Source organism: Bacillota bacterium, from assembly GCA_023511455.1.
GTDB lineage: Bacteria > Armatimonadota > HRBIN16 > HRBIN16 > HRBIN16 > HRBIN16.
The window spans coordinates 178,972-193,883 of sequence record JAIMBJ010000004.1; the positions used below are offsets into that span (position 1 = coordinate 178,972).

13 protein-coding genes, 1 tRNA gene and 1 pseudogene are annotated in these 14,912 nt (G+C 60.5%); 10 read left to right on the forward strand and 5 right to left on the reverse strand.

What is annotated here, in order from left to right; genetic code table 11:
* The 4 genes from K6U75_04555 (at position 1) to K6U75_04570 (ending at position 4,179) form a co-directional block, all read left to right on the forward strand.
* Positions 1-2,385 carry a beta-N-acetylhexosaminidase gene (locus tag K6U75_04555; protein ID MCL6474310.1) on the forward strand — a complete coding sequence of 795 codons (2,385 nt, stop codon included), beginning with the start codon at positions 1-3 and terminating at the stop codon, positions 2,383-2,385.
* Positions 2,386-2,470: 85 nt separating this feature from the next.
* Positions 2,471-2,546 (forward strand) — tRNA-Arg (locus K6U75_04560).
* A gap of 107 nt (positions 2,547-2,653) precedes the next feature.
* Positions 2,654-3,388, forward strand: coding sequence for a hypothetical protein (locus K6U75_04565; GenBank protein ID MCL6474311.1), 735 nt, complete (start codon positions 2,654-2,656; stop codon positions 3,386-3,388).
* The gene (locus K6U75_04570; GenBank protein ID MCL6474312.1) at positions 3,385-4,179 is read left to right on the forward strand and encodes a hypothetical protein; all 795 of its coding nucleotides are present in this window, start codon (positions 3,385-3,387) and stop codon (positions 4,177-4,179) included. The genes K6U75_04565 and K6U75_04570 overlap by 4 nt, the downstream gene beginning before the upstream one ends.
* A gap of 109 nt (positions 4,180-4,288) precedes the next feature.
* Here the strand turns inward: K6U75_04570 and K6U75_04575 are convergent, their stop codons facing one another.
* Together K6U75_04575 and K6U75_04580 are read right to left on the reverse strand one after the other, a co-directional pair.
* Positions 4,289-4,957 (reverse strand): NAD-binding protein, encoded by a 669-nt coding sequence (locus tag K6U75_04575; GenBank protein MCL6474313.1) that lies wholly within the window; start codon positions 4,955-4,957, stop codon positions 4,289-4,291.
* Between the two features lie 16 nt (positions 4,958-4,973).
* Positions 4,974-5,426 carry a TrkA family potassium uptake protein gene (locus K6U75_04580; GenBank protein MCL6474314.1) on the reverse strand — a complete coding sequence of 151 codons (453 nt, stop codon included), beginning with the start codon at positions 5,424-5,426 and terminating at the stop codon, positions 4,974-4,976.
* A 203-nt stretch (positions 5,427-5,629) separates the two neighbouring features.
* On the opposite strand from K6U75_04580, the gene K6U75_04585 reads away from it, so the two are divergent.
* From K6U75_04585 to K6U75_04610, 6 genes are all read left to right on the forward strand, one after another.
* Positions 5,630-6,745 (forward strand): site-2 protease family protein, encoded by a 1,116-nt coding sequence (locus K6U75_04585; GenBank protein ID MCL6474315.1) that lies wholly within the window; start codon positions 5,630-5,632, stop codon positions 6,743-6,745.
* A gap of 10 nt (positions 6,746-6,755) precedes the next feature.
* Positions 6,756-7,799, forward strand: a complete 1,044-nt coding sequence (locus K6U75_04590) for a HAMP domain-containing histidine kinase (protein MCL6474316.1) — start codon at positions 6,756-6,758, stop codon at positions 7,797-7,799.
* A 48-nt stretch (positions 7,800-7,847) separates the two neighbouring features.
* Positions 7,848-9,674 carry a carboxypeptidase-like regulatory domain-containing protein gene (locus K6U75_04595; protein MCL6474317.1) on the forward strand — a complete coding sequence of 609 codons (1,827 nt, stop codon included), beginning with the start codon at positions 7,848-7,850 and terminating at the stop codon, positions 9,672-9,674.
* Positions 9,671-11,545, forward strand: coding sequence for a hypothetical protein (locus K6U75_04600; GenBank protein ID MCL6474318.1), 1,875 nt, complete (start codon positions 9,671-9,673; stop codon positions 11,543-11,545). Before K6U75_04595 ends, K6U75_04600 begins: the two co-directional genes overlap by 4 nt.
* A gap of 71 nt (positions 11,546-11,616) precedes the next feature.
* Positions 11,617-12,198, forward strand: coding sequence for a hypothetical protein (locus K6U75_04605; protein ID MCL6474319.1), 582 nt, complete (start codon positions 11,617-11,619; stop codon positions 12,196-12,198).
* Positions 12,195-12,347, forward strand: a complete 153-nt coding sequence (locus K6U75_04610) for a hypothetical protein (protein MCL6474320.1) — start codon at positions 12,195-12,197, stop codon at positions 12,345-12,347. Before K6U75_04605 ends, K6U75_04610 begins: the two co-directional genes overlap by 4 nt.
* A gap of 6 nt (positions 12,348-12,353) precedes the next feature.
* On the opposite strand, the gene K6U75_04615 is transcribed toward K6U75_04610, so the two are convergent.
* The 3 genes and pseudogenes from K6U75_04615 to K6U75_04625 all read right to left on the reverse strand — a co-directional run bounded on the left by K6U75_04615 (position 12,354) and on the right by K6U75_04625 (position 14,908).
* Positions 12,354-13,490: a rhomboid family intramembrane serine protease gene (locus K6U75_04615; protein ID MCL6474321.1), complete on the reverse strand. Its 1,137-nt coding sequence runs from the start codon at positions 13,488-13,490 to the stop codon at positions 12,354-12,356.
* A gap of 195 nt (positions 13,491-13,685) precedes the next feature.
* Complete coding sequence (locus tag K6U75_04620) at positions 13,686-14,702, reverse strand: MoxR family ATPase (protein ID MCL6474322.1); 1,017 nt, start codon at positions 14,700-14,702, stop codon at positions 13,686-13,688.
* An 83-nt stretch (positions 14,703-14,785) separates the two neighbouring features.
* Positions 14,786-14,908 (reverse strand): annotated as a pseudogene (locus K6U75_04625) (SDR family NAD(P)-dependent oxidoreductase).
* Between the last annotated feature and the right edge of the window lie 4 nt (positions 14,909-14,912).

The window sequence follows — 14,912 nt, forward strand, 5'->3', positions numbered from 1 at the left end:
ATGGGGAATAGCCTTCTGCTTGTGCTGGCGATGCTTGGACTGACGGCGATGGTTGCGGAGGTCTATGCGGCGAACATGCCTGTCTTTCCCCCGCCGCGCGACTTCAAGACCGATGGCGTGTGGTACATGCAGCTGCCGATTCGCATCACCGCACCGCCAGAGCTTCAGCCTGCAGCCGATTTACTCCAGAAGGAGCTGCAAGCATTGCTGGGCAAGCACTCGGTTTCTCCGCAAGGCAAAACCCTCATCTCGCTGCAGATGTCGCCTGAACAGCTGACGCGGGAAGAAGAGTACCTGATTGAAGCTGGCAGGGGACAGATTGCCATCCGTTGCCACGATGTGCAGGGCGCGTTCTGGGCAGTACATACGCTGAGGCAGGTGCTGACATCCAGTAGTGTGGAGCGAACCCCGCAAGGATGGAAACTGCCACAGTTCAGCGTCCGGGACTACCCGGAGACTCCCCATCGCGGCTTTATGATACAGGCGGCATGGGCTTCTGACATCCACGCTATCCGAACGATGGTGGAGCTGCTGGCACGTATGAAGTTACGTTACGTCGCTATCGAGTTCGGCAGCCAGCTGGTGCTCGATTACGACCCGAAAATGGCAACGGGTGCAAGGTTCAGCAAAAAGCAGGCGAAAGAGCTTATCGAATATGCCCGAAGCTTGGGTCTCGAGCCTATCGGATACCTGAACCTGTTGGGGCACCTGGAACGTGCCTACCAGAAATTGCCCTACACCAATCACGGGGGCATCATGATTCAGGACGAACAGGTGTACGAACGCTTCGTCTTCCCCATCCTGAGCGAGATGCTCGACCTGTATGGACCAGTCAGGTGGTTTCACGGTGGCATGGATGAAGCGTGGGAGCTGTTTGAGTGGCTCTCCAAACAGGGTTACGATAGCGCAGCGCTGTTAGCGCAGCATGTCCGCCGTGTCCATGAGTACCTGCAGGCGCGTGGAGTGCGCCTGATTATCTGGCATGACATGCTGTTTGCGCCTGAGTTGGAGAAAGAGCTGGGCGCGCCTGTGGGACCCGCCAACGGAGGGGCACCGCGCAACACTAGCGCCGCCATTGACAAATTACCGAAGAGCGTCATTCTCAACTACTGGTTCTACGACCCACTGCCAGCCTATCCTGCTCTGGATTGGCTCCAGCGCAAGGGTTTTGAGGTGTGGGCAAGCCCCTGGCAGACCCCGTTCAGTCTGGTACGGTATGCGCAGTCTCGCGCCGCACCCACGATGGGTACCATCTGGGCAGACCCGCCCGGCTGTCTGACGGACGCAGCGTTTCTGGCGGTTCCGGTAATGTATGCGTGGGCAGCGTGGAACCCCGCCTCTGCTCCTGCGGAGACGGTTCCCGAGCTGAGGGTGCAGCAGCAAGCCGTTGAAGCCGCCCTGCGCGCCCTGTGGGGCAGACCACGGCTGGGCACCGACGCTCAGCAGGCGAGACTCATCCTGCCTGAACGCAAATCCATCCGATACCTGAAGCTACCCGACCAGCTGGATGACGTGCCTGAGCAGGTCTACGGTGTCCCGTTCGACTTCAGTGCGCCGTTGCAGCTCTCGGCGGTCGAGGCGGATACCTCTGCCGACCTGCGGCGCGCGAAGACCGTCGTTTTGCCAGACGGGAGAAAGGTCGCATTGGACGGGGTCAACAAGTGGCGGGGTGAAGATGAGCTCATCCTGTATACTGGCGACCTGCCGTCTACAGGCACGAACGTGCATGGTGGCGAGGCTTTGTTCTCGTCGCGGGGACAGCTGGTGAGTTCTGGGGGTTACGGAGGTGGAAACCGCACCATCCCCGCAGGAGGGTTTGCGCTCTCTGCGCACATGGGCCCCTCCTCGCAAAAGTATCATGCCATCATGAGCCTCCGCCTTGGCGATTTCGTGCAGATTCTGGATGAAGAGGGCAATCGCTTGCTGAGTAGCACTGTCCGCGTGAGACTGTCTGACGGCAGTCAACACACGGTCGACGTGCAGCAGCCCGAGCTGTCCAAATCGCTGACAGAGCGCAGCAGGTGGAGCATCTCGTTGAACGAACGGCTTCGCCGCTTCTATTTCGTGGTGGCTACCCAGCACGAGATGCCCGCCCTGCGAACGGTGGGAGAGTTTATCATACGGTATCAGGATGGTTCGGAGGCGGTTGTGCCCATTCGCGCCCAGGCGGAGTCGTCATCGAGTCGTGTTACAGGCTTTGTCCTGCCCGATGGCAACAACCGCTGGTTCGCCTGGCGCCACGGGCTGGCTGCTCCGATACTGGTGAAAGAGTGGAGCAACCCAACTCCGGAAAAGGTCATTTCCGAACTGGTATTCGCGCCAACCGTCGAGGGGCTTCTGGCAGGACTTCACCTGAAAGGTATCACGGCGGAAGGTCTTGAATAACAGCCGATTTCAAATTGGAAACCACACTGGGCGGGTGTTAGCTTGACTTTTTGCAGAGCCCACTGTATAATAGTGTTGTCAGCACGCGCCCGTAGCTCAGTGGATAGAGCGTGAGGTTGCGGACCTCAAGGTCGGGGGTTCAAGTCCCTCCGGGCGCGCCATTTTCTTTCGACGGCTCCCACTCCCATTTGACAAGAGCACCCTTCTCATGTTACAGTGACAACCGGTATTTTTACCGGCACTCCAACAGGACGAGGTCACGCGAGAAATGGCGAGGACGCTTCGGATACTGACCGGGTTCATTGTCGCGAGTCTGTTTCCGCTGGTGCTGAACAGTTGTGGAGGAGGCGGAGGCGCAGGGGGACCCGTGTCGCAGTACATTCAGCTGACCAACGGCAAGGTAGTCGTAGAGCAGGGCGAAGGGGTAGTAGTTATCAAGGCGGACGAGTCGCAACTGCCCGGCGTGGGGTTTGTGCAGGACGCTGTGGAGGTCAAACTGTATGCAGGCGACGGCTTCGCCAATCCCCGAACCGACACGCCACCGTCGTCCAGCCTGATACGCACCTTCCGCGTCAGCCGCGACGGCACCCTGCTGGACGACCTCAGCCTGCCTGTGGGTATCTATACGGCGGTAGCGGAAGACATCTACGTGGTGCAGGACGGGAAGGAGTTTCGCAGCGCGCTGACCGCATACGTGTTCGAGGTGTTCGAGTCTGGGGGCATCCTGCGTACCACATTGCCCCTCAAGTTTGAGGCACGTTTCCCTGCGTTGGGGGCGGTGATCGAGGACTCCTACGTCCGTTTTCTCACCGATGCAGGTGCGGTAGCTGGCAATTCACGCCTGTTTGTGCAACACGCTAACGGCACAGTGGACATGACGCGCACCTTCGTTGGACAAACAGAGGCAGGCAATCCAGTGGCTGCAGTGAGCTTCGAAGCACTGCCCGGAGGTCCCACGCTGGGCAATGTTTCGCGACTGGTGCTGAAGGCGTTCAAGCCATGAGAAGAGTTTACCTCATTTTGGGACTGATGGCGCATTTGGCAACAGGCGCGCTGGGGCAGCCCGCAGGTGACGTGCAGTTCTCCACCGTTTGGCGAGGCGCAGAAGTAGAGGGGCGCACCCTGTGGGTGAACGAACAGTCGGTCACCTTGCGGGTGGACGCCCGCACGCAGGCGCAGGTCGGCTGGCAGAGGTTTGTAGCGAAGGGGCGCGTGCGTACGAACCGCTTCTACACAACCTCGCGGTGGTATGGGCTTCAGCATGTACTGCGCCAGGAAAACGACCGCCAGCTGGTGCTTTCACTGCGCCGGCTGGAAGCCAGTGAGGGCACGGCGGATGTGGCGGAAGGGCTTTTCACCTACGCGGCTCCGCGTATCGATACCATCAGCCTGCTCTCCGTGCAACGCGATGGCAAGCAGACCACCGGCTACCGCCTGTCCTACTCGCGCACGAGAGCCGGCACCGAGGCGGCAGATACCGTTGGACTAACCTGCGTCGTGCTCCCCGCGCGTGCCGCACGCTGGCAGGTGCAGATGGAAGGCGGGGTTTACGCCGACCGTCACAGGGATACGACCTATCGCCCTGTGTTCGCAGCGACGATCAGCTCCCGCCTGGGGCGGGGATTACAGGCATGGCTGGGAGTGACCTTCGCCCCTCGAGGTTTTCCGACTGCGGGCACCTCGCTGGAAGCCCTGACCGCTTTCAGCCTGTATCGCCCTGGCAGTCTCATCGAAAACTGGCGTGACCGCCCGGCAGGCTTTCTCAGTCTGCAAATAACCAGCAGCCTCGATTGAGTTACGCTCCCGGAGTATCACTATTGTGATGCAAGGCAACAGCGAACGGCTGGAAGGCGAATCCCCGGGGGAGCCGTTAGCCTCCAGTACACACGCCCCTGTTTCGCGACTATGCCTCCTGCTCCTCCGCGAACACGTTGCGCAACTGTGGTGCGTTCTGCGCCGACACCAGCGCGATCACGCTGTCGCCGGGCTGCAGCTCCGTGTCGGCATGGGGAAGCACCGCGTTTTCCTGCCGAATGATACACACAATCAGCGTGTCAGGCGGGAGCGGAAGGTCATGAATACGCTTGCCAACCACCGGTGTGCGGGGCCCCAGCTCGACATCGACGATTTCGATGTTACCGCGCTTCAAAGCCGCCAGAGGAATAATCTCGCCGGTCTCGATCTCCTGTTCGATCAGGTGATAGATAATGTTGGTGCTGCTGACGGTGGCATCGATACCGAGCTGCTGAAAGATGCCCTCGTTACGCGGGTCGTTGATGCGCGCAACGGTTCGTGGAACATTGAAGTACCACTTGGCAATCTGGCTGATAATCAGGTTATCCTCATCATCGCCGGTGCAGGCAACCACGATATCCGCGCGGTCTGCACCCGCTTCACGCATGGTATGGATTTCGTCGCCGCGCCCGCGCATCACCATCTCACCCAGCTCGTCCTGTAGAAGCGCGCACCGCCTCTTGTCGCGCTCAATCAGCAGCACCTCATGCCCGGCGTTCATCAGAGTCTTCGCCAGGTAGTAGCCCACATTGCCAGCACCTACGATGATCACGTACATTGTCGCACTACCTCACTCAGTCTTCCAGCTCGGGGGGAAGCACATTATACTCCTCGACCGAACCCAGCGGGCGGTCATACGCCAGGTCGCGGATAATCGAGGAGCCGATGAGCCCGTAGCATATCGTGTAGATACCCCGTTCGCGGTAAGCCTGCGCCCGGATGGGGTCGTTCACTTTGGCAACTACCTTGGGCACGCGGAACCGCTCTTTGGCGATTTGCGCCGCCATCAGGTTGCGATTGTCGCCTTCGGTCAGGGCGGCGAAGAGGTCCGCCTGCTCGATACCCGCCTTTTTCAGGATGTCCTCATCCAGCCCGTTGCCGGGTATCACCGCACCGGAGAACTTACCACCCAGTCGCTCCAGAGAGTCGCTGTTCCACTCTATCAGCGTTACCTTATGTCCCTCTGCTGCCATGATGCGAGCCAGTGCAGCCCCTGTACGTCCACACCCCAGAATGACTATTCTCATCGGAAGCCCCAGCCCCTGTTCTTCTAGATTGAACCGAACTTCAGTATACGCCGATGTCTGCCTGTTGTCAACCGCTGGCAGGCACAGAGGTATTCGGCATCTGCTTCGCGAAATATCTTCTGGTTCCTCTGTTATAGATTCCCCCGACCGTTGCGTAAGTCATAACGGGAAGTGTGCAAGATGAGAAAGGAAGGAAACTGCCTATGAGATGGTCATGGAAACTGGGTGAGTACGCGGGTATTGCAGTGTACGTGCATGCAACATTTCTTCTCCTTATCGGCAGCATTGCCCTTCTGCACTGGCTTCAGATTGGCACCTTACAGGCGGTTGTGAGCGGAGTGGTCTTTATCCTGCTCCTTTTCGGCTGCGTACTGCTGCACGAGTTCGGTCACGCTCTTGCTGCGAAGCGATACGGCATTCGCACCCGCGACATCACGCTGTTACCGATAGGGGGCGTGGCGCGTCTGGAAAGAATGCCAGATAGGCCGGTCGAGGAGCTGTGGGTGGCACTGGCAGGTCCTGCGGTAAACGTAGTGTTATTCATCGTTCTCTATCTGTTTCTGCAGGCAAAGGCAACCCTGTTGCCGATGGAACAGTTCGACGCGGTCAGGGGGTCGATCTGGTCGAGGCTCATGATAGTGAACCTGTTCCTCGCGGCGTTTAACCTGCTGCCTGCCTTCCCGATGGATGGCGGGCGGGTATTGCGCGCCTTGCTGGCAATGCGCATGGACTACGTGCAAGCCACCAATATCGCCGCGGCGCTGGGACAGGGCATGGCTTTCCTGTTCGGTTTTCTGGGATTGCTTTTTAATCCGTTCCTGCTTTTTATCGCGTTCTTTGTGTGGATTGGCGCGGCGCAGGAAGCCAGCATGGTACAGATTAAATCCGCGCTGGGCGGTATTCCGGTACAGCGTGCGATGCTAACCGAGTTCCGTACCGTCTCACCGGATGACCCGCTGGAGAGGGTCATTGAACTCATTCTGAAGGGCTGGCAACAGGACTTTCCGGTGATAGAAAACGGGCGTGTTGCCGGTGTACTCACCCGTGGTGACCTGTTGAACGCGCTGGCGTCGCACAGGGAACAGCAGCTGGTGCGGGATGTGATGCAGAGGGAGTTTGAGGTGGTAGACGCTGCTGAAATGCTGGAAAACGTGCTGCCGCGCCTGCAAGCATGTGCCTGCCACTCCATGCCTGTGATGCGCGGTGATGAACTGGTGGGCTTGCTGACAATGGATAATGTGGGTGAGTTCATGCTGATACAGTCCGCTCTGGACACCGCGGCGCGAAGAGCCTCCCGGCGAGGTAACACGGCGTGGTAGGAGGCGTAACGTGCAAAGAGTCGTGCATTTCCTGAGCAGACGTTCCAAAAACTTCTGGACAACCATCGGATTAGTGATGGTTGCCCTTATTGCCATAGTAGACTACTTCACCGAGCCAGATATCCTCATCCTGTACCTCATCCCGATTATTCTGGTCGACTGGTTCGCCGGAGAGAAACCCGGAGTCATACTGGCAGTAGCCAGCGCGATAGCGTGGTTCGCTGCAGATGTGCTCTCTACCCAGCATGACACGAGCAATGTCGTACCCTACTGGAACCTGGCAGTGCGCTCCGCAATCTTTCTCACCGTTACTTACATGCTCTCCGGTTTGCTGGCATCGCGCAAACGTCAGGAGGAGCTGATGCACTTCATCGTTCACGACCTGCGCTCCCCCCTAACGAACGTGCTTACCGGCTTGCAGACCCTGCGGCAAGTGCGCAACGGCCGGATGGACGAAACCGAGCAGGAGATGCTGGATATGGCGCTCATCTCCAGCAACCGGATACTCACCCTGGTCAACTCGCTGCTGGACCTGCCCCGCCTCGAGCACCGCAAGATGCCGGTGCAAACGCAGGAGGTAAACGTGGACGAGCTGGTCAATAACTCCCTCGCGGTAGTCGCGTTGTGGGCGGCGCAAAATCGGGTAAACATCGTTTATGAGCCGGACCCTCAGGTAAGCACCGTTATCGCCGACCCGGATATCACCACCCGCGTGCTGGTCAATCTGCTCAGCAACGCCCTCAAATACAGTCCCCCAGACACCACCATCACCATCCGTGTGCGTGCCTCCGCCAACAATACGGTAACCTTCAGCGTTACCGACCAGGGTCCGGGCATCCCACCGGAATGGGTGGAGAAGGTGTTCGACAAGTACGCGCAGGTGGAGGCGCGTAAAGGGGGGGCAAGCACCGGATTGGGGTTGACCTTCTGCCAGCTGGCAGTGGAGGCGCAGAAGGGGCGTATCTGGATTGAGAGCGAGCTGGGCAAAGGTACGACGGTGTTTTTCACTTTGCCAGCGGGCAAGGCGAAAAGAGTTCCTTTGCTGGAGGAATAGAAGGCATTTTGCCGCGCACGAATCCCTCCTTACGCCGGAGGTAGATGAATGCAAGACAACCTTTCGTTGCGCCGGATATGGCTGAACGGTCTGTTCTTTGCTGTGCTGGGTATGGTTCCGACCTTTCTGCGGGTGCATATCGAGACGTTACGTATCTTACCTGCCGTACTGCGCTCGCTGGACGCTTCAGGGCTACCGATACCAGACACGCTGGCGTGGTCGTCCACGCTGGTTCGCTGGATTTCATTCGCGGGCTCAGTGACACCACCCATGCGCGCCGCGATGCTGGTGGCGGTATATCTGTTGCTGGTGCTGATTGCCCTGCGAGCGGCTTCTCCTGCCGGAGCCATCCTGCGGAGTAACCAACAGCATGTGCCGCGTCTGCTGGGGCTGTCGGCAGTCTGGCTGCTGGTGGTACTGGCGTTCGCAGGGTGGTTTGCGCGGTCTCCTGACCTGTCGCTTGACGGCTTGATGTGGCTCTGCGGGGGGCTGTGTTTGTTTACCGCCCTGTGGTGGTCTGGCGATGGATTTGCGGGATGGTGGATTGGAGGAAGTGCCCCGCGTCTGTGGTCGCTGGTGCGATTGACGCTAGGGGGATTCAGCAGCGGACTGGTTGGCGCGCTGGTACTGCGGTTTACCGGTTTCGACTTCGGAGCGGCGCTTTACCGTTTTATGTTCGATTTTCCGGCGGTATTTGTGCCGCCAGCGGGCACACCCGCCCTGGCAGACCTGAACCCACGCGGCTGGCTGACCTTTGTGGGCATATCGCTGGCGATTGCTGCGGTGGGCAGCTTCTGCTGGGCAAGCCTGTGGACGGCGGTGGTAGCTCCTGCAGAGAATTATCAGCAGCGAGTGCGCGGGTTGGCAGGGGCACTGGTACCGCTGGCACTGACCGTGGTGACGGCGGTATGGCTATTCTTTGGGGTGGTCGTTGGCAGGATGGACTACGGGCGCAACCTGCTGCAGATGCGCGAGAGGGAGCAAATCCCTGTGGGCGCGGCGGGTACCGATACAGTGTTGCTGCCCGGGTCGGAGGGCAGTGTGCGTGTGGCGCGTATCCCCTTCCAGACCATCGTGGGCTTCCCAAACGAGCCGAGCGTGACCTATAAGGTGGAGCAGTACCTGCTCCAGCGGCGATACCAGACCACCCTGGCGCGACCGCTGCTGGTGCACCTGCACGATGTGCGTTCCATCGACTGGGACCCGGTGCGCAGTCTGGAGGTGGATCGCCTGTGTATCGAGAACGCGCCCCGTCTGCAGTTCGTGCAGTTAATGGTGGAGACCCTGTCCAACTGCGCGGTAACGCCCGAGGCGAAACGGTACCTGGACTGGCTGGATGCGCGGGCGCGACCGTACCGCCAGTCCCAAAACGCCTGCCGCATCATGGGAGACCTGTATGCCCGGTTCGGCGATGCGCAGAAGGCACAGCAGTGGTACGAGCGCGGACAAATCCCCACTGAACAGCGGAAGGAGGTCGCGTCACCGGGCAGGATTGTGGGCACGGTGGTGTGGAACGGACAGCCCGTCGAGGGCGTGCGCATTGGCGTGATGTCGCGCGAAGACTCGTTGCCGTTTACACGAACACGTGCGGGCAGACAGGACGCAGTGCTGGTGGCGCGACCCTTCGACTGGCGCGTGGTGGCGGGTGTCGTCGCTACCGATTCATCAGGACGCTTCGAGTTCGGCGGTTTACCGTACGGGGAGTATGTGTTGTTGTTGCGGGTAGAGGCGCAGCGACTGGTGCCAACGCCCGGCGTCGCACAGGTAGAGGGGTTGCCGGCGGTGGTGCGGGTCAACACGCCGACGGTGGACGTCGGCACGATCCGCGTGCAAACGAAGGATGGCGGTACGCGGAGACCGGGGAGGGTGATTTGAGAGATACCATCGCGCGCATCCGTCCGCGTCTGGCGCTGCTTATCGTGCTGACGCAGGTGGTGATGGTGTGGTGGGTGGCGGACAGCGAGATTGCCCGCAGCATCTACCTCATCTGCTACTCGCTGATGATGCCCACTGCGCTGTACCTGCTGTTCGTGCGGTTGCTGCGCCGATGGTTGCCGTTCCGCCGCGAGGAGCTGTTGATGGGCTACATCGTGCTGACAAGCACCATCCCCATTATCGGCTTTGGCGGCTTGCGCTTCCTGATGCCCGGGATGGGCTTTTTTCCCTATTTTTCCGAGACGCAACCGCAGTGGAGCCGCTACGTGCCACTGCTTTCCCACCTGCCCATCCTGCACGACCCGAAGGCAATCGACGCACTGTATCGCGGGCAAAGCGGGGTGCCGTGGCAGGCGTGGACGGTACCCATTCTCTTCTGGAGCCTGTACCTGATGCTGTTGACCGGCGCCTGGATTGGGCTGGCGGCGGTGTTGCACCGAATCTGGATCCGACAGGAACGACTCACCTTCCCCATCACCGTGCTACCTCTGCAGCTGACCGACCCGCAGGATGACCTGCTGCGGCGTCCGCTCTTCTGGCTCGGGTTCGCCATTCCAGCGGTGATGCAGAGTCTGCTGGCACTGCGAGACTGGTACCCCGCCATCCCCGCGGTGCAGCTGAAAGCCAGTTACATCAAAATCCCCATCTTCCAGTCGCCGCCGTGGGATGCTTTCCCCGCTTTTCCACTGGGCTTCTATCCGATGGCAATTGGACTGGCCTACTTCGTGCCGAGCAGCATCAGTTTCAGCTGCTGGTTCTTCTGGCTGGTCACGCGCCTGCTGTATGTGGTGGGCGCGGCGTTTGGACTGGAGGTGGGCGACACGGCGGCAGCGCGCTTCCCCTACAAGGAAGAGCAGGCGGCGGGCGCATGGATTGCCTTCGCGATGATGGTGGGCTGGGGAGGGCGGTACCACTGGAAGAGCCTCGTGCGACACCTGACGCCCGACGAGGTGCGCACCGTGCGGCTGCTGGGTTTGCTGGCGCTGGGGTGTGTCCTGATGTGCGCGCTCATGATGATGCTCACCGGCATTCCACCGCTTTTCGCGCTGATGATTATCGGTGTGTACGTCGCGTACGTGTTGAGCGGGGCGCGCATCCGCGCTGAGGCAGGCGGACAATGGACCTTCGCTCCCGCCACATGGACGCCCCACCGTGTGGCGAACGCCGTGCTGGGCACACAGAACCTGTCGGACAAAGCCATCGTGGCGGGAGGATACTTTGACCTGGTGCATGTGGACATCCGCGCGCAGTCGCTGCCGTATCTGATGGAAGGACTGAAGATTGCCGACTCGGTAGGGTTGCGCTGGCGCACGGTGCTGGCGTGGGTAGCCATCGGCACGGCAACCGCGCTGGCGGTGGGATGGTGGAGCAGCCTGAGCTACTTCTACGAACTCGGCGCGGCGACCGCCAAAAGCAACGCCTACGCCATGTGGAAGGTGCAGTACGGGATGCAGCAGATGCACTCCCTCGCCAGCAGCCCCACAGGCTGGGATAAGAACGGCGTGCTGGCAGCATGCGTTGGCGGAGGATTTACTCTCATGCTCGCCGGTTTGAGGATGCGCCTGAGCAACTTCCCTCTGCATCCGGTGGGCTACGTGATGGCGAACACCTTCACCATGAGCGCGTTCTTCCTGCCGTTTCTGATAGCGTGGACGGCAAAGGTGCTGGTACAGCGGTTCGGCGGCAGCAAGGGTTACCGGCGCAGTTTGCCCTTCTTCGTGGGGGTGACTCTGGGCGACATCGTGACCCAAGCAAGCTGGGCGATTGTGGGAAGGGTGTTTGATGTGCCCATCTATCAGTTTCTGAGCTGACCGCTGTTGAACAGGCCTGTTCGTGTCGTGTATGATAATGACAGCGTAGTCAAAGGAGGCACCCGTTTGCAATGAGAGCGTTGAGGACGATGTTACTTCTCTGTCTCTTCTTTTCGCTCGTTATCGCTTCGACTCTCACGGCAGGCTCTACTGCTTTAGACCCCGAAGCGGACGCTCGACTCGCCAAACCCCACACGCTTAATTACCCGCCCACTCCGTTGACCGACCTGTTACAACAGCTCTCCCGCCAAACTGGTGTGGCTTTGTGCGTGGATCGCTCTGTGGCGCAACATCGGGCGATTCTCGTGGTGCATAACCAGCCGCTGCATCAAGCCCTGCAGAAGCTGGCGGAGGCTTTTGGTTTCGTTTGGCGTAAGGTAGACAGCAAAGGCAAGCCGGCAGAATACATGTTGACTGTGCCCGCACAGGAGACTGCTCGCCAACGTGCGGAGTGGCGCGAGGTGCAGCGGCTGAACCAGCAGGTGGTGCAGAGCGCGCTGGCAGAGGTGCTCAAAGCGGACATATCGCAATTGGATGCCCTTCGGCGAAGCTATCTGGAGCGACGCCGTGAGTTGCACGGAACGCCCCCCAAAGCACGTAATCGGCAGGAAGCCCTCGACGTGTTGAAACAGCGGCTCCTGATAGAGGCGTGAGCTACGAAGATTTTTACGCCAGCCTTTCCGAACAGGAACGCCAGCAGTACCTGCGTCCGCGTTACATGCGCGAGTTACGGATTCAGCTCCTGCAGGGCGGACAGCCCTACTTTCTTACTGGACTGTATTGGGAGCGGTGGGGTGAGTGAAAGTTGTCACTTCCTCTCCGCTTCCTGTGCCTGGCGCAGCAAGCGCAGCGCATAGGCGGTCAGCGCACTGTGCGGATATTGCTCGAGAAAACGTTCCAGCAAGGCGACCGCACGGTCTGGCTGTTGCAGCTGCTGCAGGGTAATTCGCGCCGATTGCAGTAGCGCATTTTCGCCTTCGGGAGTGCCAGCGGCGGACTCGGCGAGCTGCCGCAACGCCTCCAGAGCCTCTTCCAGGTGTCCAGCCTGCGCCGCTCGCAGCGACCAGCGCAAGCACATCTCGCGTGGTAGCAAACGAGTGGGCAAATGCTGACGGCTTTCCAGAAAGATGTCCACCCCCGTTTTCGTGTCGTTGCGCACCTCGCAGAGGGCGAGCGACTGCTGGTAGTGCTTCAGGCTCTCGGGCTCATCGCCTGAAGTCAGTGCCATGCGCGCTGCGGTCAGGTGCGCCTGTATCGAGTCTGGCTCCAGCTGGCACCACGCCTGCGCGATACGCGACGCTTCCAGCACATCGCCACGCGACTGTGCCTGCAGCAGCTGCTGCTGGAGGTAACTGCGTGCCCCTGCCCGCGTCATGCGCAGCGCAAGCGCCAGAACCAGCCCGGTGATAAAACCGCCCAGGTGTCCCCAGTAGCCCACCGTGCCAAGCCCACCCTCCACCAGGGTACGGATGGCTCCCACCAGCTGCGGTATCAACCACAGCAAGATAATCCACAGGCTGGGGATGGAAACTTTGCCCACGCGGACGTCCAGCGCAAAGAAGCGTACCGCAAACGCCCCGATGACCGCTGCGACCATCCCTGACGCGCCCACAATCGGCGACTCTGCCCGCTCCGGCTGAGAGACCAAAACCACCATCATTTGCACCGCGGACGCCACCATCCCCCCCAGCAACATCACCAGCGCAACCTCATAGCGACGAACCGCCATCTCTACCATGCTGCCGAAAAGGAGTAGCCACAGCAAATTGCCCAGCAGATGCGCCGGGGTCGCGTGCAGAAAGCAGGTGGTGAGAAGCGACCAGACCTGAAAGCGCTGGGGTACCAGTTGCCACAGCTCCGCGCTCATGCCTGCCTGCTGCAGCGCGTAGCCGCCCAGCATCAGCAGGCACAGAATCAGGGTAATGTATGGCACACGCCGCCGCATGTGAACCCTTCGCCCCGTTTCAGACCGATACGGTAGGGGTAGACCTCCGTGTCTGCCCAATTCACGCGCACCAACCGTAGGGGCAGACCTCCCTGTCTGCCCCAATCCACACGCAGGGACACACCCCTGTGTCTGCCCATATTTGCCACAACCACAGGGGGTGGGGCAACCACGAGGGTTGCCCCTATGGTGGGTTTATCGGACGTCTCCGAGCGGCAGACGAACCTCCGTGCGGGCGCGCACATGCTCCAGCACCGCGTCGATCACCTGTTCTGGCGTGATGCCCTGCGCCTCCGCTTCAAAGTTCAGCAGGATGCGATGCCTCAGCGACGGATAGGCGACCGCCTCGATATCCTCTATCGCCACGTTGTAGCGCCCCTCGCTCAGCGCACGCACCTTCGCCGTTTGCACCAGCGCCTGCGCCCCGCGCGGGCTGGAGCCGAAACGCACATACCGCTTCACCGTGTCGGGCGCGCCGTCCACATCCGGATGCGTCAAGTGCACCAGCTGCGACGCGAAATCGCGCACAGGGGCCGCCAGTGGAATCTGCCGCGCTAAACCCTGCATCCACAACACGGTCTGCGAGTCGGCTACTACCTCTGCCTGTGGCATCTCCGCGCCAGTGGTGCGGTCGATAATCGCGTTCAACTGTTCCACCGATGGCGAGTGCACCAGCACCTTGAACATAAAGCGGTCCAGTTGCGCTTCGGGCAGGGGGTATGTTCCCTCCATCTCGATGGGGTTCTGGGTTGCCAGCACGAAGAAAGGCTCCGGCAGGTCATAGCGCACTCCCGCCACCGTCACCGCGTGCTCCTGCATCGCCTCCAGCATGGCGGACTGCGTTTTGGGCGTGGCGCGGTTAATCTCATCGGCTAACACGATGTTGGCAAACACCGGGCCGGGCTGAAACTGGAACCGTCGGCGACCGCCTTCGTCCTCCGCCAGCAGATTGGTTCCGGTGATGTCGGCAGGCATGAGGTCGGGGGTAAACTGGATGCGGGAAAAACGCAGGGAAAGCACCTGCCCTAATGTGCGCACCAGCAGAGTTTTGCCCAGACCGGGCACACCCTCCAGCAGGGCGTGTCCGCCTGCGAAGACGCACAGTAACGTGCCTTCCACCACCTCCTCATGCCCCACAATCACGCGCCCAATCTGCTGGCGCAAAGCCTGCATGGTCTCTCGAAAGCGGTTCACCTGTTCCTGGATGTCCATCAGCGGATGTATGAACCCCCGTTCACGTCCAGAGTGATGCCTGTCAGGTAATCGGCGTCGGGCGAGGCGAGAAAACGAACCGCCTGGCGGTAGTTTACAGCAACCACCGCACCCCACTCCGCCAGAGCCACAGCACACGCTCGCCCGATACCGCGCGATGCACCCGTTACCAGAGCAACCCTGCCTTGAAGCACGTCGCAACCCATCTCG

Excerpts from the sequence above, each read along its gene's own strand:
- K6U75_04580 (MCL6474314.1), bottom strand. The coding sequence starts at position 5,426 with ATGAGAATAGTCATTCTGGGGTGTGGACGTACAGGGGCTGCACTGGCT.
- K6U75_04620 (MCL6474322.1), bottom strand. The coding sequence starts at position 14,702 with ATGGACATCCAGGAACAGGTGAACCGCTTTCGAGAGACCATGCAGGCT.
- K6U75_04615 (MCL6474321.1), bottom strand. The coding sequence starts at position 13,490 with ATGCGGCGGCGTGTGCCATACATTACCCTGATTCTGTGCCTGCTGATG.
- K6U75_04570 (MCL6474312.1), top strand. The coding sequence starts at position 3,385 with ATGAGAAGAGTTTACCTCATTTTGGGACTGATGGCGCATTTGGCAACA.
- K6U75_04585 (MCL6474315.1), top strand. The coding sequence starts at position 5,630 with ATGAGATGGTCATGGAAACTGGGTGAGTACGCGGGTATTGCAGTGTAC.
- K6U75_04595 (MCL6474317.1), top strand. The coding sequence starts at position 7,848 with ATGCAAGACAACCTTTCGTTGCGCCGGATATGGCTGAACGGTCTGTTC.
- K6U75_04565 (MCL6474311.1), top strand. The coding sequence starts at position 2,654 with ATGGCGAGGACGCTTCGGATACTGACCGGGTTCATTGTCGCGAGTCTG.
- K6U75_04605 (MCL6474319.1), top strand. The coding sequence starts at position 11,617 with ATGAGAGCGTTGAGGACGATGTTACTTCTCTGTCTCTTCTTTTCGCTC.
- K6U75_04575 (MCL6474313.1), bottom strand. The coding sequence starts at position 4,957 with ATGTACGTGATCATCGTAGGTGCTGGCAATGTGGGCTACTACCTGGCG.
- K6U75_04555 (MCL6474310.1), top strand. The coding sequence starts at position 1 with ATGGGGAATAGCCTTCTGCTTGTGCTGGCGATGCTTGGACTGACGGCG.